At 72.8% G+C, this 17,584-nt stretch carries 12 protein-coding genes; 5 read left to right on the top strand and 7 right to left on the bottom strand.

What is annotated here, in order from left to right; genetic code table 11:
- Nucleotides 1–85: 85 nt before the first annotated feature.
- The gene (locus tag ACIPV1_RS05105; protein ID WP_132100189.1) at nt 86–1,369 is read right to left on the bottom strand and encodes an ABC transporter substrate-binding protein; all 1,284 of its coding nucleotides are present in this window, start codon (nt 1,367–1,369) and stop codon (nt 86–88) included.
- A gap of 295 nt (nt 1,370–1,664) precedes the next feature.
- Here ACIPV1_RS05105 and ACIPV1_RS05110 point away from each other — a divergent pair, with 295 nt between their 5' ends.
- Nucleotides 1,665–2,984 carry a glycosyltransferase gene (locus ACIPV1_RS05110; RefSeq protein ID WP_131846380.1) on the top strand — a complete coding sequence of 440 codons (1,320 nt, stop codon included), beginning with the start codon at nt 1,665–1,667 and terminating at the stop codon, nt 2,982–2,984.
- 241 nt (nt 2,985–3,225) lie between these two features.
- Here ACIPV1_RS05110 and ACIPV1_RS05115 read toward each other — a convergent pair whose 3' ends face one another.
- Nucleotides 3,226–4,518 (bottom strand): glycosyltransferase family 2 protein, encoded by a 1,293-nt coding sequence (locus ACIPV1_RS05115; RefSeq protein ID WP_402725868.1) that lies wholly within the window; start codon nt 4,516–4,518, stop codon nt 3,226–3,228.
- Between the two features lie 182 nt (nt 4,519–4,700).
- Between ACIPV1_RS05115 and ACIPV1_RS05120 the strand changes: the two genes are divergently transcribed.
- From ACIPV1_RS05120 to ACIPV1_RS05135, 4 genes are all read left to right on the top strand, one after another.
- Nucleotides 4,701–4,925: a hypothetical protein gene (locus ACIPV1_RS05120; RefSeq protein ID WP_123937660.1), complete on the top strand. Its 225-nt coding sequence runs from the start codon at nt 4,701–4,703 to the stop codon at nt 4,923–4,925.
- A gap of 131 nt (nt 4,926–5,056) precedes the next feature.
- The gene (locus tag ACIPV1_RS05125) at nt 5,057–5,971 is read left to right on the top strand and encodes a beta-1,6-N-acetylglucosaminyltransferase (protein ID WP_111086034.1); all 915 of its coding nucleotides are present in this window, start codon (nt 5,057–5,059) and stop codon (nt 5,969–5,971) included.
- Complete coding sequence (locus ACIPV1_RS05130; protein ID WP_123294825.1) at nt 5,968–7,512, top strand: lipopolysaccharide biosynthesis protein; 1,545 nt, start codon at nt 5,968–5,970, stop codon at nt 7,510–7,512. The genes ACIPV1_RS05125 and ACIPV1_RS05130 overlap by 4 nt, the downstream gene beginning before the upstream one ends.
- The gene (locus ACIPV1_RS05135) at nt 7,509–8,690 is read left to right on the top strand and encodes a glycosyltransferase family 4 protein (RefSeq protein ID WP_123937659.1); all 1,182 of its coding nucleotides are present in this window, start codon (nt 7,509–7,511) and stop codon (nt 8,688–8,690) included. The genes ACIPV1_RS05130 and ACIPV1_RS05135 overlap by 4 nt, the downstream gene beginning before the upstream one ends.
- A gap of 42 nt (nt 8,691–8,732) precedes the next feature.
- Here the strand turns inward: ACIPV1_RS05135 and ACIPV1_RS05140 are convergent, their stop codons facing one another.
- Genes ACIPV1_RS05140 through ACIPV1_RS05160 form a run of 5 tightly spaced genes read right to left on the bottom strand, consistent with a single transcriptional unit; the run spans nt 8,733 to nt 17,178 of the window.
- On the bottom strand, nt 8,733–9,740 hold the full coding sequence (locus ACIPV1_RS05140) for a glycoside hydrolase family 16 protein (RefSeq protein WP_123937658.1): 1,008 nt from the start codon (nt 9,738–9,740) through the stop codon (nt 8,733–8,735).
- Nucleotides 9,737–11,743, bottom strand: a complete 2,007-nt coding sequence (locus ACIPV1_RS05145) for a PIG-L family deacetylase (RefSeq protein ID WP_123937657.1) — start codon at nt 11,741–11,743, stop codon at nt 9,737–9,739. The genes ACIPV1_RS05140 and ACIPV1_RS05145 overlap by 4 nt, the downstream gene beginning before the upstream one ends.
- Nucleotides 11,730–15,281: a glycosyltransferase gene (locus tag ACIPV1_RS05150; RefSeq protein WP_123937656.1), complete on the bottom strand. Its 3,552-nt coding sequence runs from the start codon at nt 15,279–15,281 to the stop codon at nt 11,730–11,732. Before ACIPV1_RS05150 ends, ACIPV1_RS05145 begins: the two co-directional genes overlap by 14 nt.
- A complete protein-coding gene (locus ACIPV1_RS05155; protein ID WP_123294830.1) occupies nt 15,278–16,240 on the bottom strand; it encodes a glycosyltransferase family 2 protein in 963 nt (320 codons plus the stop codon). Before ACIPV1_RS05155 ends, ACIPV1_RS05150 begins: the two co-directional genes overlap by 4 nt.
- On the bottom strand, nt 16,237–17,178 hold the full coding sequence (locus ACIPV1_RS05160) for a glycosyltransferase family 2 protein (protein ID WP_123937655.1): 942 nt from the start codon (nt 17,176–17,178) through the stop codon (nt 16,237–16,239). Before ACIPV1_RS05160 ends, ACIPV1_RS05155 begins: the two co-directional genes overlap by 4 nt.
- Nucleotides 17,179–17,584: the final 406 nt, after the last annotated feature.

Raw genomic sequence — 17,584 nt, forward strand, 5'->3', positions numbered from 1 at the left:
GTCGGAACGCAAGTAGGGGCGGACTGGAGGCACGTGCCGGGATGGCACCGTGCCTCCAGTCCGATGCGGCGTGAGCCGCGTGTCGCTAGCTGCTGGTCGCCGCCTTGAGGGCGTCCTGCATGTCCTTCATGGCTTCGTCGACCGACTTCGATCCCTTGAGCGCCGCGTAGGTGTTGTCCTGGATCGCCTTCGTCACCGCCGGGTAGAACGGCGTGACCGGGCGCGGCTCCGCCGACTCGATCGACTTGAGCAGCGTCGGCAGGTACGGCAGCTTCCCCGTCAGCTCGGAGTCGGTGTAGAGGTCACCGACGACCGGGGCGAGCGACCCCTGCGTCGCGAAGAACTTCTGCGTGTCGTTCGAGATGAGGAACTCGAGGAAGTCGTGCGCCGTCGCCTTGTGCTTCGAGTACACGCTGATCGCGGCGTTGTGGCCGCCGAGCGTCGAGGCACCGGTGCCGTCCGCACCCGGGATCGGCGCGATGCCGAACGTGTCCTTGACCTTGCTCGACCCGTCGGTCTTCGCCAGGTTGTAGACGTACGGCCAGTTGCGCAGGAACAGCAGCTTGCCGGCTTCGAACGCCGTGCGACCCTGCTCCTCCTGGTACGTGATCGCCTCGGCCGGGATGTTCCCGTCCTTGAACGCGTCGACCAGGTTCTGCAGGCCGGCCTTGGCGTCCGAGGTGTCGACGTCCGGGTCCCCGCTCTTGCTGAGCACCGAACCACCGGAGCCGTTGATCGCCTCGGAGGCGTTCACCGTCAGGCCCTCGTACTTCGCGAACTGCCCGGCGTAGCAGCCGATGCCCTTGTCCTTCGCGATCTGGCAGTCGGCCATCATCTCCTTCCACGTGGTCGGAGGCGTCTTGACGAGGTCCTTGCGGTAGTAGAGCAGCGCGCCGTCCGAGGTCTGCGGGGCGGCGTAGAGGGTGTCGTTGTACGTCGCGGTCTTCACCGTGGCCGGCAGCAGCTTCGAGGTGTCGATCTTCATGTCACCGGTCAGCGGCGTCAGCCAGCTCTTCGCGGCGAACTCGGCGGTCCAGACGACGTCCACGTCGACGACGTCGTAGTTGGCGTCCTTGGCCTGGAAGTGCTGCACGAGGTCGTCGTGCTGCTGGTCGGCCTGGTCGGACTGCTCCTTGAAGGTGACCTTCTCGTCGGGGTGGGCCTTGTTCCACTTCGCGATCAGCGGGCGGACGACGTTCGAGTTGTCCTTGCCCTGCACGTACGTGATGGGTCCGCGGCTGTCCTGGCCGCTCTTGGCGTCGTCCGAACCGGCGCCGGAGCTCCCGCTCGAGCAGCCGGTGAGCACGAGGCCGATGACGGCGACCCCGGCAACGGATGCGAACCGCACCCTGGAGCGTGTTGTCTTCACAGCGTTGTCTCCTCATTGAGATCACCAGGGGGCATCGATCGGGTTCGACGACACTGCCCTGGAGCAGGCGCCGCTGCCTGCTGGTGGAGGAAGCTACGCCCGCCGCAGGGGTTCCGCAACCGGTTGCATCGGTTCCGTGACCTGAGCGTGACCTTGGAAGTCCCGGAGACTTCCTGGGTGAGCGCTCACCCTCGTTCGAGGGACCCCTGCGCGCCACTGCGGAACTCCGCATGAACACCGCCACCGGTGTCCCGCACCGTTGTCCGCACCCACGGCCCCACGTAGCGTCCACGACATGGCCACCCTCCACCCCGCCGACACCGTGCCCGCACCGCGCCGTGTCATCGGCGTCGACCTCGACGCCCCGCTCCCCCGTCTCGTCGCCGACGAGACCGGCGAGTCCGCCATGGTGATCGGCTACCGCGGCGGCCACCCCACCGGCACCCTCGACGTACTGCTCACCGACGACCCCGCAGACGCGGCCCGCGCCCTCGAGGCGCTGCAGGAGACCGTCCTGGCCGACGTCCCTGCGGTGTCCGACGACGACCTGCCGACCATCTCGGTCGTCGTGTCCACGATCGTCGACCGCGTCGAGGACCTCGGCAAGCTGCTCGACGTCCTCGAGCACCTCGACTACCCGCGGCACGAGGTCATCCTCGTCGACAACCGCGTCCGCGTCCCCGCCGGCGACGCGCTGCCCGCGATGCTCGCCGGGCGGAACGTCCGCCTCGTCGAGGAACGCCGCCCCGGTCTGTCCGCCGGACGGAACGCCGGTGTCGCCGCCGCGACCGGCGACGTCATCGCCTTCACCGACGACGACGTCCGCGTCGACCCGCAGTGGCTCCGCGCCATCGGGTCCCGGTTCGTCAGCGAGCCCGGCTTGGACGCCGTCACCGGCGTGATCCTGCCGAGCGAGCTCACCACCCCCGCCCAGATCTGGTACGAGGCGTACTACGGCGGGTTCAGCGCCGAGCGCACCTTCTCGCCCGTGACGATCGTCCCGGACGACGTGCAGGGCACCATGCGGCACGCCCGCGTCTCGGCGGTCACCCCGTCCGGCGAGGTCCTCAAGCACTTCGCCGTCTACGGCATCGGCGCGTACGGCGCCGGCGCGAACATGGCCTACCGTCGCACCCTGATCGAGGCCGTCGGCGGCTTCGACCACACCCTCGGCGCCGGCTCCCCCGCCCGTGGTGGCGAGGACCTGGCGATGTTCATCGAGACGCTGTGGCGCGGCGGGAAGATCGGCTTCGAGCCCCGCGCGGTCGTGCACCACCGGCACCGCCAGACCATCGAGGACCTGCACAAGCAGCTGCACGGCAACGGCGTCGGCTTCACCGCGCTGATGTTCGCGCTCGCCGCGAAGGACAAGCGGCACGTCGCCGTCCTCGCACGCCTGATGCCGCTCGCGGCGAAGGTCAAGTCGAAGCAGATGCTCTCCCGCCTGGCCGGACGCCGGGACGCCGCGACCGAGGTCACCAACGACGCCTCGACCACGCGCATCCCGAAGACCCTGGCGTACCACGAGCTGCGCGGGTTCCCCGCCGGCCCGGCCGCCTGGTTCCGCAGCCGACGCCGCTGGCGCGACGTCGAGGCCGGCCGCTTCCGGCCGTAGTCGCGCAGCGTGACGGACGGGAGGCCCGTGGCAGTGTCGCCACGGGCCTCCCGTCCGTTCGTTGTCGGGTCCGACCGACGCGGTACGACACTCGCGATGTCGCACGACGTCGAGGACGTCGCCCCCACGCGCACGCAACCGTTGCGCACGCAACAAGCGACAAGACACGTGTCGTACGACGACCGTCTTGTCGCAAACCGGGTGCGGCGACCCCGCCCAGCCGCGCCCGGCGCCCGGCGCCTCAGCGCGCGGTCAGCCGCCCGGCCAGGTACCGCCACGGCCCACCCAGCGCGGCCGTCAGCTCGGCGCGCTTGAGCCCGCGCGTCGCCTCGGTGAACTCGGCGTCGACGGGCCAGCCGCCGCTCGCGTCGACGGGGCGCTCGTCGGCACCCTGCCCGAGCGCACCGAGCCGGCGGAGCGCGCCGGCCGCACGCCGCAGCACCGCGAACGCCGTCGAGGGCCGCAGCACGAGCTTCGTCACCCAGGCGCCGAGCCCGGTGCCGTAGCCGATCGCCTGCGAGCGCAACGCGGCACGGTCCTTGCGGTGCTCGTGCCAGACGACGGCCGAGGGCTCCACGGCGAGCGCCCCACCGGCGAGCAGGACGCGGGTGAACAGGTCGGGGTCCTCACCGGCTCGGGCGCGGGTGCCGGGGCCGAGGGCGACGTCGAAGCCGCCGAGCTGGCGGACGGCGTCGCGGCGCACGGACATGTTCGCGCCGGTGCCGAACGCGCCGACGGTGAAGGGGAACAGGGGCTCGTCGACCGGCGGGGCGGACGTGCGGTACACCCGGCGCTCGAGGTTCCGCGCCCAGGTCACCCGCTCGTCGAAGAAGCGCTGCGTGGGGGTGCGGAGTTCGCCGCTGGGGACGAGTCCGGTGACGCACCAGACGTCGGCGTCGCGGTCGTAGGCGGCGGCGATGGCGGCCATCCAGTGGCGGTCGACGACGACGTCGTCGTCGATGAACGCGACGATGCCGCCGGTGGCCAGTGCGAGTCCGGCGTTGCGGGCCCGGGAGACGCCGGCACGTGCCTCGAGGACGTAGTGCACGCGCGGGTCGTCGACGGCGGCCACGACGTCGCGGGTGCCGCTGGTGACGGGGGCGTTGTCGACGACGAACAGCTCGAAGTCGTCGTAGGCGGAGTCGAGGACGGAGCGCACGGCGCGCGCGAGCGCCACGGGGCGCTCGCGGGTGCCGATGACGACGGAGACGCGTGCGCCGTCCGCAGGGGCGTCGACCGGGAGGCCCGGGGCCGGCAACCGGCGCAGGGCCGGTCCCAGCTCGGCCGGGTCCACCGCCCCGCGGTCGTCGACGCGCACGTCGACGAACCCGGCGACGTCGCGGCCGTCGCGCACCATGAGGCGGGCGCGGCGGAAGCCGTCGGCGCCGGCGAGGTGCACGGTGTCGGCGGCGAGCGCTGCGGACCGGTCGACGGCGCCGACCCAGGCAGCTCCGACCCAGGTGGGGGCGTCGGGCGAGGGCATCGCGGGGTCGAGCGTGAGGGCTCGTTCCGCGGTGGTGGTGTGGTCGGTCATGTTCGTCCCGTCGGGCCGGTCTGGTCGGGTGGACGTGGCAATGCTCCGCGCGCGTCGACAGGGGGTCAACCGCGATGCTCGGAGGATGCGGGGAGGCTGCGGTTTGCCGCCACTAGACTCGCGGGAGACGCCGGTCGACCCGCCGGTGCGACCCCGGTCCCCGCCGGACACGAGGAGGACGCATGCCGCTGGCCCGAACGATGGACCGGCTCGGCCTGACCAGGCGTCCACGCCCGACGTTGCACCTGGTTCCGGACCCCGAAGCGTCCGACCTCGTCGTGGTGCACCTCGATGCCGACGACGCCGCGTGCAGCACGTGCGGGCACGCCCAGGCGGCACACGAGCACTACCGTCCGGGCACGGACTGCGCGCTCTGCGACTGCCCGAAGTTCCGCCGCGCCCGCTGACGAGATCCCCCTGACGCGATCCCCCTCGCGACCCCCCTCGATCGGGGGGCGCCTGCGGGAAACCGCCGTTCCCCCGCAGGTGGTCCCGACCTCCCTTGTCGGTGCTGCCGGGCCCGCTTAGCGTCGCGGACATGGCCATCACTCCCACGCCACTCGCGTGCATCGTCCTCGCCCACGAGGACCCGACGCACGTCCGTCGGCTCGTGGCGGCGCTCGACCCGTTCCCGGTGTTCCTGCACTGCGACGCGAGCACCGACGACGACGTCTTCGAGGCGATGACCGCCGGCCTGCCCGAACGGGTGCACGTGCTGCCGCGGATGCGCACCGGGTGGGCGAAGTGGGAGAACGTCGCGGCCGAGGTCGCCGGCTACCGTGCTGCCCTGGCGCAGACGGACGCCACGCACGTGGCGCTGCTGACCGGCAGCGACTACCCGCTGGCCGACGCCGACGAGATCTCGGCGCTCCTGACCGCGAACCCCGGGCGGTCGTTCGTCGAGGCGAAGCCGCTCCCGCACCCCGCGTGGGGTCGCGACGGCGGTCGGTCGCGCGTGCGGTTCCGGCACTGGGCGTGGCGGAAGCACATGCTGCGCCTGCCGGTCCCCCGTCGGGTCCCGCGGGACGTCGTGTTCGGCGGCGGCTCGCAGCTCAAGGTCCTGGCCCGCCACCACGCGCAGGGGGTCGTCGACGTGTTCGACGGGCGCCCCGACCTGGTGGCGTTCTGGGAGCGGGTGTGGATCGGCGACGAGACCTTCGTGCCGTCGGTCCTGCTGACCCCGGCGTTCACCCCGGACTTCGCGGACGCCCACGCGGTGCAGCCGCTCTGGTGGATCGGGTGGGACGGCACGAAGCAGAAGAGCCCGCCGTGGCTCGGGATCGAGGACGCCGGCCGGGTGCTGGAGCGTCGTACCGCGGCTGACCAGTCGACCCCGTACGTGTTCGCCCGGAAGTTCTCGACGTCCCGGAGCACCGACCTGCTCGACGTGGTCGACGCGACCTTCGGGCTCCGCACGTCAGCCGACGACCAGCCGGTGGTGGTGGCACAGTGACCGTCCCCCAGACCCGACGCGAGGCGCGTGCGGCCGAGGCGGCTGCGCTGGCGGCACAGCCCGACGACGACGAGCTCGAGGCGTCCGTGCAGCCGGCGGCCCCCGGCGCGCTGTCCACCGACACGGACTCGATCGCCGTCGCACGCGGCTCGTCCGTCCTGTTCGGCCGGGGCCTGCTCTACGTGGTCGTCTGGTCGATGCAGCTCGTCGTGAGCTCGTTGATCTCCCCCGTGCTCGCGCACCTGATGCCACCGGCCGAGTTCGGCGTGCTGGCCTCGGCGATCGCGCTGTACCAGGCCCTGGTGGTCGTGGCCGTCTGCGGCATCGACCAGGCGTCGGTGCTGCAGCGCGCCGAGGACGGCGACGACCGGCGTGCCCGGGGCCTGATGTTCGTCGGCATGGTCACCGCGGTCACCGTCACCGTGTTCGCCCTGGTGTCGATCCCGCTCTGGGGCGACGCCGCGGGCTTCGTCGACCAGCACCCCCTGCTGCTGGTCGCCGTGCTCTGGACCGGGCCCGCCGCGATCGTGCAGCTGTCCCTCGCGCTGCTCGTCGCCCAGGACCGCATCCGCGTGTTCGCCGTGACGAGCCTGCTGTCGTCCGTCGGCGGGTCGATCATCGGTCTCGGGCTCCTCGCCGCCGTGCACGCTGACGCGACCACGTACGCGTGGGGTGGGGTCGTGGCGCAGGGTGCCGCGATGGTCATCGGCATCATCGCCACGAAGCCGCGCGTCCGCGGTCTGTTCGACCACCGCACCACGGTCCGGGCGTTCAAGCTCGGTGTCCCGATCGCGCTCGGCAGCCTGTCGTACTTCGTCCTGAACGCCGGTGACCGGCTCGTCGTGCAGCGTCTGCTCGGTGCCGACGAGGTCGCCCGCTACCAGATCGCCTACGTCGTCGGCTCCGCGGTCATCCTGCTGTTGACCTTCACGAACCAGGCCTGGGCGCCGCACTTCGCCGCCCTCCGCGACGCCGTGGCCCGCCGCCGGCTCGCCATGCACGCCCGGGACGAGCTCTACATGCTCCTCGCCCCCGTGCTCGTCGCCGTCACCCTCGTGTCGCCGGTGGCGCTGCCGATCCTGGCCCCGGCGTCGTACCGGGTCGAGTCCCTCACCGTCGTCGTCTTCGTGGTCGCCCTGACCGCGTTCCCGGTGGTCGCGAGCGGTGCGACCGGCCGGCTCCTGCTGGTCGAGCGCCGCGGCGTGACGGTCGGCGTCATCGGCGCCGTCGCCGGTGTCGTGAACATCGCGGCGAACCTGGTGCTGGTGCCCCTGACGGGCATCGTCGGCGCGGGCATCGCCACGGTCATCGCCTACGCCATCCTCGCCGCGCTGCAGCAGGCCTCCCTGCCGGACCGCCGTGAGTGGCGCGGCCCTCGACGCCGGGTGCTGCTCGCCATCGCGATCGCGATCGTCGTCGCTGCGGCCTCGCTCCTCCCGCCGCAGGACCTGGCGTGGAACATCGTGCGCATCGTCGGCGTCGCCGCGTGCCTGCCCTGGTTCTTCCGCCGCCTGAAACTCGCTCGCGGAGGATCCGCATGACCCGTTCCACCCCCCGTCCGCTGCGTGTCGTCGTCGCCACCAACGGACTCGCCATCACCGGCGGTGTCGAACGCTGCGTCGTCGAGGACGTCGGCGAGCTCGTCGCAGCCGGCCACGACGTCGAGGTGTGGCACCGCGCCGGTCCGGACGGCGACCCGGACGAGGGCCGCGCGGTGTTCGACCGGCTCGGTGTCCGACTGCGCCACGCCCGCGACTACCGCTTCGGCATCCGGACCGCCCCGACGGACGTGTTCCGCTTCGTCCGTGAGGGCCTGCGCCTCCGCCGGTCACGCCCGGACGTGCTGTGGCTGAACCGTCCGGAGTTCCTGCCGTGGGGCCGCGTCGTGTCCTTCGTGTCCGGCGTCCCCCTGGCCGTGCACCTGCACCACGCCCCGAACTACCGTCGGCTCGGCCCGTTCGCCGGCGGCCGGACCCGGTACCTCGCGGTCTCGGCGGCGATGGCCCGTGCGTGGACCGCCGTCGGTGCCCCGCCGGACCGCGTCGACGTGGTCCCGAACGGCGTCGACACCGCGGCGTTCCCCGCCGCCACGCCGGCGAGCACACGCCGAGCACGCGCTGCGCTCGGCCTCGACCAGGACCGCCCCGTGGTGCTCTACTACGGACGGCTCACGCGGTCGAAGGGCGTCCTGGCCCTCCTGGAGGCGTGGGGTCGCGTCCACGCGTCGGCCCGCGTCCTCGTCGGGCCCGGCACACCGCCCGCCCCGGCTCCGGTGCTCGTCCTGGCGGGTGCGCTGTACCCACAGGACGCCCCCGCCGTGCACCGCGCGATCGCCGCGTTGCCCGAGGGATCCGTGGTCGTGGTGCCCGAGCGCGACGACGTCGTCCCCCTGCTGCACGCCGCCGACGTCGTGGTGGCACCCTCCATCGAGCCCGAGGGGTTCGGCCGCGTGGTCGTCGAGGCGATGTCCACCGGACGCCCCGTCGTCGCGGCGGCGTCGGGCGGCACCGCCGAGATCCTCAGCGGCGAGTGGACGCGCTTCACCGTCGACCCCACCGAGACCGCCGCGCTGGCCGACAAGGTCCTCGAGGCGCTGCACGCGGCCGGGACCGAACCGGGACTCGCGGACCGGTGCCGCGCCTGGGTGCGGGACCGCTACGGCCGGGAGCGGCACGTCGCGGCGCTGCTCCGGGCGCTCGAGGCGCACGCAAAGCACTGATGGACGAAGACCGAGCGGTGCCGACGACGACGTCGGCACCGCTCAGTCGTTCGGGTCCGTCGTCGCGGTGTCGTCCGGCAGCGACGCGCTCGGCGCGGCACCGTCCGCCGGCACGTCGATCGTCATCCAGTCGATGAGGAGCGACCCGGCGGCGTCCGCCGGTGGGTTCCCGTCGTTCGACCCGGCCTGCACCACGAGGTGCATCCGAGCGGTCGGGATGTTCTCCGTGGTCGTGCCGACGACCTCGTCGTCGACCAGGAACGACATCCGGTCGGCGGTCCACTCGATCGTGTAGGTGTGCCAGTCCTGCAGCGACGCCTCGGTCTGCTGGTGGATGCACTTCTCGGCGGGGTCGGCCAGGCAGTGCACGTTCAGCCAGGCGGGCGCACCGAGCGCCCCCTCGGGGAAGTCGATCTCACCGTCCGACCACAGGTTCTCGTCGCTCCACAGCAGCACGGCGACGCCGTAGCCGTCGACCTCGTCGCTGCGCATCCGGATGCTGTACCGGCCGGCGGTCTGCCCGCCCCACTCGCCGTCGACGAGCGGCACGACACCGCCCGCCAGCGGCACCCCGGCGCGCGTGGTCCGCAGACGCACGTCGAGCACGCCGTCGTGCGCCGACAGGGTGGACGCCTGGTAGCGCCCCGTCCCCGCGGTGTCGGCGAACCCGTGGTACGCGACGAACCGGTCCGAGTACCGGGACTCGAAGGTCCGGTTCGTGGCGGCGTCCGCGAAGTCCTCGCCGAACACCCGGGTCCACCCCTCGGGCTCGGAGCTCGGCATCGAGACGCCGCTCGGGTCGTCGAGGGTCACGTCGTCACCGTTCGCCGTGGTGGTCGCGGTCGTGGTGCCGGCGACGATGCCGGCAACCACGAGCAGGGCGCCGGCCGCGAGCGCGGTCCGGCGGGTGCCGGGGCGCCGCGGCGGCCGGTGCCGGGACAGGCCGCGACCGTGTGCCGGTGGGGCGCCGTGGGCGGATGCCGCGTCGTCGGCGACGTGTTCCGACCAGGTGGGGCGGGCCTCCTGGCCGTCGCCCTGCTCGTCGGTCACCCGGTCGTCCACGCGCGGATCTCGGAGAGACCGACGTTGCCGGTGCTGTTCGAGACGCCCGTCACCGTGAACCGCACCCAGGTGACGTCACGCGGGGTGAAGTCGACCGTCAGGGCGTCGCCGCCGTTCGGCAGTGTGCCCACCGCGACCTGGCTGCCGTCCGAGAACGTCAGGGTGCCGCTGGTGACCTGGTCCGAGCTGTTCGGGCGGTCGTTCAGGACGATCCGACCGAGGTGCTGCGAGGCGGCCCAGTCCAGCTGGATCCACACCCCGGTCCGGCCCCACGGGGCGACCCACTCGGCCGTCGGGTTGTCGGGGTAGCCCGACACGACGCCGTCGACGGCCTTCGCGACGGTCTGCCCGGTGGACTGGTCGTCCCACGCGGCGGTCGGGGTGGCCGACCCGGTGACGTCCGACAGCGTCGGCGTCGGGGTGGGCGTGGGGGTCGGCGTCGGGGTGGGCGTGGGGGTCGGCGTCGGCGTGGGCGTCGGCGTGGTGTCCGCCGGCCGGAACGCCCGGATCTCGGCGAGGCCGACGTTCCGGGTCGTGCTGCTCACGGAACCGACCGTGAACCGCACCCAGGTGACCTGGCGGGCGCTGAACGCGACACGCTGCACGGCTCCCCCGTTGTCGAGCGACGGGACGGCGACGCTGGTGCCGTCGGAGAACGTCAGCGTGCCGCCGGTCACCTGGTCGTCGCTGTTCGGCCGGTCGGCCAGGTCGATCTCGTGCAGGGTGGTTCCCGCCGACCAGTTCAGCTGGATCCACGTGCCCGCCCGGCCGCCGGGCGCCGCCCACTCGGCCGTCGGAGCGTCCGGGTAGCCGCTCACGACGCCGTCGACGGCCTTCACGGCGGTCTGACCGTCGGCCGGGTTCTCGGCGCTCGCGGTGACGGTCGCGCCGGCGGTGACGTCGGTGCCCTGCGAGGTCGGCGGGTCCGTCGGGGGCTGGGCCGACGAGCCGACGGCGTACTGCCGGCTCAGCCAGGAGCCCTCCGGGCGCGACGCGCAGGCGGAGGTGGACCCGCAGGTCTCACCGTCGTACGCGGCGTACGCGAAGAAGGCGGCGGCCTTCGCGGCCGTCTGCGCGGAACTCAGGTTCGACGGGCGGTCCGCGATCGGGTACCCGAGGTAGCCCGTGAACGTGTGCGCCGCAGTGTAGGCGGACTGCGCCTGGTCGGCGAGGTACGCGACGGTGTGGTGGTCGCTGTGGTCGCCGTCGCCGTACGTGCCGCCGTGGTCGAGCGTGTGGATCTCGGTCGGCGCGTACCCGGTGACGAGCCCGGAGAACGTCGCGCGCAGGTCGGTCAGCGAGAAGGACGTCGGTTGGGCTGCCCCGGCGACGGTGTGGATCGTGCTGATCTGGCCCTCGTAGAGCTTCTCCAGGCTCTCGCTGCCCGTGGCCGCGAAGCCGGAGCCGTCGATGTTGCCGTCCGGCAGCTCGAGGAACACCAGGCTGAGCCGCGGGGCCGTCGCCAGGGTCGCCGTGCGGAGCGTGTGGCCGGCGACCGAGAGCTGCCCGGCGGTCCAGTTCGACGAGACGCCGGCGATCGACGCGTACGACGCCATCAACCCGTTCTCGCGGGACTGCCAGTACCAGGCGGGCTTGCCGGCGTCACCGGCGGTGACGATGACCGAGCGGACGCACTTGCCGGCGTCGATGTCGGCGCGGAGCTCGGTTCCGGAGAACAGCAGGTCGTCGTCGGCGTGCGCCACCATCGTGAGGACCCGGCCGGCGCTGCAGTCGGCGTTCGCGGCGGCCGTGCCACCCGTCGGTGTGCTGCTGGGCGTCGGCGTCGGCGTCGGTGTGGGCGTCGGCGTACTGGTCGGCGTGCTCGGCGGCGGTGTCTTCCGACCTCGTGCGTCGGCAGACATCGCACCGCCGGGTCCGGCGATGACGGCGACGACGACCGCCAGGACCCCCAGGACCGCCGCGGCGGACGCGGCGCGCGTGCGCCACGTCCGCCGGGAGGCCCGGGCCGTGCGTTCCTCAGTTCGTCGCATGCGCCAGCCCAGCCGGGGTCAGTTCGTAGACGGCGGTGGTGCCGGAGCCGAAGACGCGCTTCCAGTAGGGCGAGTCGGCCATCGCGGCCGCGAGCTCCTGGTAGTCGGCGTCGGTCTGGTACCCGTACCGCTCGTCGTAGGCGCCGAAGGGCTCGGCGACCAGTGCGTAGTACTTCGTCGCCGGCCAGTCCAGGACGAGCTGGCGGGTCATCGTGGACACGTCGGCCTCGGCGTCGTAGCCCTCCGGCTCCGGGTACGCCCCGAGGACCTCGCGGGACAGCGCCCCGACGTCGAAGTAGCGTGCGCCGGTGTTGCTCGGGACGGCGTTCGCCGAACCGGTCAGCAGCATCATGGAGCCCTTCGGCGCGGTCGCGTCGTAGAACTGCGTCGCCGCCGACTGGCTGCGCGTCGGGACGCGGTTCCAGTCGAGGGCGGTCTGACCGAACGCGCCGATGCCGACCATCGCGGCGACCGCGGCCGCAGCGACGACGACCTTGACCGCCGTGGGCTGCACCGCACGGGTGACGAGTCGACCGACGGGAGCCAGCCGGCCGCTGGGCATCGGGAGCCCCGCCGCCAGGATCGCGATCCACGGTGTCGCGAACAGCACGACGCGGAAGATGCCCTCCTGGCCGTAGTTCGTCGCGACGAGCAGCGAGATCGGGCTCGCTGCCGTGGCCAGCAGTCCCCAGTGCACGCGGTCGCGGCGCATCAGCACGGTGATCACGGCGACGAGGCCGAGGACCACGAGGGCCGCCGCGGGGATGTCGAACGCGAGCCGTGTGACGAGCGGCTTCGGCAGGACCGTCATGTCGTGCGACGGCGGCTGCACGTTGTCGAGCACCTTGCCGACGGCTCCCAGGGACAGGAACTTGCCGAGGATGTCGTCGTTCAGCAGGGCGAAGCCGACGGCGGGGACGAGCACCACGACGGGGAGCCACCAGGGGCGGAGCAGTCGGAACACGATGAGCGTCACGAGTGCGGCGACCGTCAGGTACGGGGAGATCTGGTGGGTGACGACCAGCACGATGCCGATCAGGGTGATCGCGATGATCCGGGACAGGCCGACGCGGCGGGCCCGCAGGATCGTCGAGCGGACGCCGTCGGCGGCGGTCACCGCGGTGCGTCGCAGCGGGCCGACGGCCAGCACGAGGATCACCAGGGACATCAGGATGCCCACCGACTGCGGCGAGAAGTACGTCGTGTTGAGCGAGCCGGTCATCGCGGTCAGGAACGCGGCGATCCAGGGGCGACGGTTGCCCGGCAGCCAGTTGGCGGCCAGGACCCCGACGGCGATCGTCGTGCTGAAGGCCAGCAGGACGGGGACCCACGCGGCGATGGTCATCGCGTTGTCGATCCCGCCGACGTCCGCGACCCAGGCGCCGCCGGCGAACAGGCCGGACCACGTCTGGAAGATGTCGGCGGCCGGGTTCGTCGAACCCCAGCGGCGGATGTACTCGAGCACGCCGATGTGACGGGCGGCCGCCATCACGGTGGGCATGCCGTAGGTGATGGCCTGTGCGAGCTGGATCGACCCGCCGAGCACGACGACCGGGATCGCGAGTCCGCGACCGCGCACCAGGGCGACGACGGCAGCGGCGACGACGATCGCCAGTCCGATGACCAGGCCCGGGCCGAGCGACCCGAACAGCCCGTCCGGCACCGGGTCGCCGATGTGCGTGAGCGCGGCGACGACGATGACGAGCAGGCCGACGACCGAGCCGGCGGTGACGGTGTCGGTGGTGGTCCAGCGACGGGCCGTGGCGCCCACGGCGGCCGGCTCGAGGCGGGCGCGCTGCAGTTCGGCGACGTCACGCGGCACGGCGATCGCGAGGGCGACGGCGGTGAGCACGACGACCCCGACGAACGGCACCGTGGGGTTCCAGAGCTGGAACGTCGCCATCGTGTAGCCGATGCCGATCGTGCCGACGAGCGACGCCGTGACCGCGAAGACGCTGAAGCGTGCCAGCGGCATCGGGCGGACGAGCAGCAGGGGTGCGACGCCGAGCAGCGCGAACAGGTACACGCCGATCGCACTCCCCCGCAGTACCGGGAGTCCGGCGATCGCGGCGACCCCGGCGACGAGGAGCGTCAGGACGACGATCGCCGCTGCGGTGAGTCGTGCGATCGGGCTCATCGCGTCCACCGCGAGCGGGCGGGCGGGACCGGCCGAGGCCAGACCGTGCCGGAGCTCGTGGCGACCGCGGGCGTTCCGGTCGATCGTGCCACCACCACGCAGTCGTTCGACGAGCGCCAGGAACGGCGCCGTCAGGACCGAGCGCTGCTCGACCCCGCGCAGCCGCCGCTGGGTGGCGGCGAACTCGGCGTCGACCGCGTCGGGCACGCGGTCCGCGTCCCCGGGCTGGTCGCCGGCGATGTCCGTCGCACGGTCGCCCTGCTCGAGGCCGAGTCGTGCGAAGGCGCTGAGCGCCTCGGGCGCTGCGTCCACCGATGCGGTGAGCGACTCGCGGTCGATGGCGTTCTTGGTCATCCAGGCTCCGAGTCCGTGGCCGTGCGCGGCTGCAGCGGCGCGGAGCGACGCGACGTCGTCCGCCGATCGCTGCCACGCGATGGCGGCCGGTTCGACGGCGATCGCGGATCCGGCGAACAGCAGTCGTGTGAAGAGGTCGAGGTCGTCGCCGGCACCGACGCGGGTGCCCGGTCCGAAGGCGGTGTCGAAGCCGCCGATCCGGAGCGCGGTCGCGCGGTGCACGGCGAGGTTGTCACCGGTGCCGTAGGCAGCGGCGGCGAAGGGGTGGTGCGGGGGCGCGTCGTCGGTGCCGTCGAGGCGGAACACCCGACGGCGGACGGTGCGGCCAGCTGCGGTGCGGTCGTCGTGCCAGCGCTGCGCGGGGGTGCGCAGTTCGGCGCTCGGGACGAGCCCGGTGACGCAGGCGACGTCGGGGTCCGCGGCGAAGGCGGTGGCCAACGCGGCGACCCAGTCACCGTCCACGACGGCGCCCTCGGCGACGAACGCGACGACCTCGCCGCTCGCGGCGAGGAGTCCGGCGTTGCGGGCGGCGGCGAGGCCACCGGTCGGCGCGGCGATCGTGGTGACGCGCCGACCGCCGATCTCGACCGTCGCGGTGCCGCTGTCGTCGGCGCCGTGCGAGACGACGACGACGTCGAAGTCGGGGTACTCGTTGGCGAGCACCGACCGCATGGTGGTGCCAGCGGCCCCGTCCGTGCAGAGCACCACGGTGACGGACGGCAGCACCAGACCTGCTGCCGGCCGACGCTCGGGCACCGGCATCGGCCGGATCGCGCGCTGGAGGGTGCGGACGTCGATGGTCCCGCCGATGCGGCGACGCTCGGTGATGTCCGCCTCGACGAAGCCGAGCGGCTCGCCGTGGTCGCGGACGAGCAGTCGGGCGCGCCGGTAGCCCGCGGCGCCCTCGAGTGCGACCACGTCACGGTGGCTGGACGCGTGCACGTCGGCGCGGTCGACCTCGCCGACCCACAGGGCGCCGTCCCACGTCGGGGACAGCGGCCCGGTCACGATCGGCGAGATGACCATCGCCAGGGTCGCGCGGGTCACCGCGTCCCCACCGGCTGGGGGACGGGGGCGGCCGCCGGGGTGCGGACGACGACGCCACCGAGGACACGCCCGACGGCGTAGCCCGTGACGGTCGACGCGACGGAGAGCACGATCGCGAAGGCACGCAGGGCACCGCCGCGACCGATGTGGCGCAGTTCGCGCAGCACCGCTCCGGGGATGACCTTCGTCAGGTACGTCGACTCGCTGGCGAGCGAGTCACCCGTGCCGACGCGACGGCTCAGGACGGCCTTCGAGATGCCCTCGTAGTAGCTGCGACGGCGCAGGTAGCGCATCGTCACGCGGTCCGGGGAGACCCGGTGCGAGACGTTCGAGCGCGGTTCGTGGCGGATGCGCGCACCCGGACGGGCCTGGGCGATGCGGATGCAGAGTTCGGTCTCCTCGCAGCCGAGCGGCTGGTTGCCGACGCGGCCGATGCCGGAGCGGAACCCGCCGGCGAGCATGATCGCGTCACGGCGGAACGCCATGCTCGAGCCGATGACGTTGCGCACGTCGCCGGGGGTCTCGGGCAGGCCGCGGTAGGAGCAGCCGACGATCCAGAGGAGTTCGTCGGCGTACGGGCCGGCACCGGTGGCGGTGGGCCAGGACGGTGTGGCCCGGCCGCCGACGCCGACGACGTCCGGGTCCTCGAGGGCGGTGAGCATGTGGCCGAGCCAGTCCGGGTCGGCGGTCGCGTCGTCGTCCAGGAACGCGACGACGTCGGCGTCGGTGAGGGCGACGCCCGTGTTGCGGGCACCGGACAGGCCGCGGTCCTCGGTGTTCGGGACGACGCGGAGCTCGGGCCAGCGCGCCGCGGCGCGGGCGAGGAGCTCGGGTTCGTGGTCGATCACGACGACGACCTCGGGGGCCTCGGGCTGGCGCTTGGCGGACTCGACGCTGTCCTGCAGGTCGCCCCAGCGCTGCTGGGTGTAGGCGCAGATGACGACCGCGACGGTCGTCACGCGACTTCCTCCTCGAGGCTGGCGACGGCCGCGACGGGGGCGCCGTGCGGGGCGTGCGCGCCGAGCGGGGCGTGCCCGGCCGCGTGGACCGGAGCGTGCGGAGCGGAAGCGTGCGGTGCGGCGGCGTGCGGTACGGCGGCCAGCTGCTCGGCCGGCGGCACGACGCTCATCGCGGCACGACGGACCTCGGAGCGGCCGATCGCTGCGCGACGACGCTCGTGCATGATCGACTTCAGCACGCGGATGCCGTCGGTCACGGCGTTCAGGTTGCTCGAGCCGTGCACGCGGAGCTTCTCGTGGCTGGGGACCTCGGTGATCGCGAGCTCGGCGGCCGACCAGCGGCAGGTGAGCACGGTCTCGATCTCGAACCCGTCGCCCCAGAGCATCGAGCCGTCGGACGGCTTCGGCAGCTCGGAGGACAGCAGGCCGATCTCCGGCAGGACGTCGGCCCAGAAGGCGTTGTAGCCGTAGCAGAGGTCGCTGTAGCGGGTGCCGAGGATGATGTTGCAGAGCATGTTCAGGCCACGGTTGCCCAGGTTGCGGACGATCGTGATGTCGTCACTGCCGCCGCCGAGCGAGTAGCGGGTGCCCTTCGCGACGTCGGCGCCCTCGACGAGCGCCTGCACGAAGCGCGGGATCTCGTCCGGGTCGGCGGAGCAGTCGGCGTCGAACATGACGACGACGTCGCCGGTGACGGCCTCGAACCCGCAGGCGAGGGCGTTGCCCTTGCCCTTGCGGGTCTGGTGCACGACGCGGATGTCGGGCATCACGCGCTGCGCGGTGGCGATGGTGTCGTCGACGGAGTTGCCGTCGACCAGGATCACCTCGTACACCGGCGGGAGCTTCGGCAGGATGATCTCGAGGTTTCGGGCCTCGTTCCGCGCCGGGATGACGACGGAGACCCTCGGGTCTGCAGGGCGAACGGTACGTGCGGGCATGGGCGCGGTCCTGTCGGGTCAGGGTTGCTGTCGGGTTGTGGCTCGTGTGACGAGCGGCGCGTCCTCGGATGACGCATCGACGACGGTGACCGTCGTCGGTCGAGCAGCGGGACGCGGGTACGACGCCGCCGGCTTCGCAGGTGAGTGGGTACTCTCCCCCGCGTGTCCAACCATCGTCGCGGGCTGGCAGGCGGTCAATGCGCGGTGCGGTCCATTGCGGACACTCGGCCGCGGATACGGAAACCCGCAACACCGCGTGCCGGCCACGTGCCCTGGACGCAGGGGCAGACGTGACGGGAGGCGCGGTGCCAGTGAACTGGTCCCGGTTTATTGGACCGTGAAGTCAGATTAGGCCGCGAGGGCGTGAGCTCGGTATTGAACCGGGCTCATGCCCTCGAGTCGTGCC

Origin of the sequence: Curtobacterium sp. NPDC089991 (genome assembly GCF_044748425.1) — a bacterium.
Taxonomy (GTDB): Bacteria; Actinomycetota; Actinomycetes; order Actinomycetales; family Microbacteriaceae; genus Curtobacterium.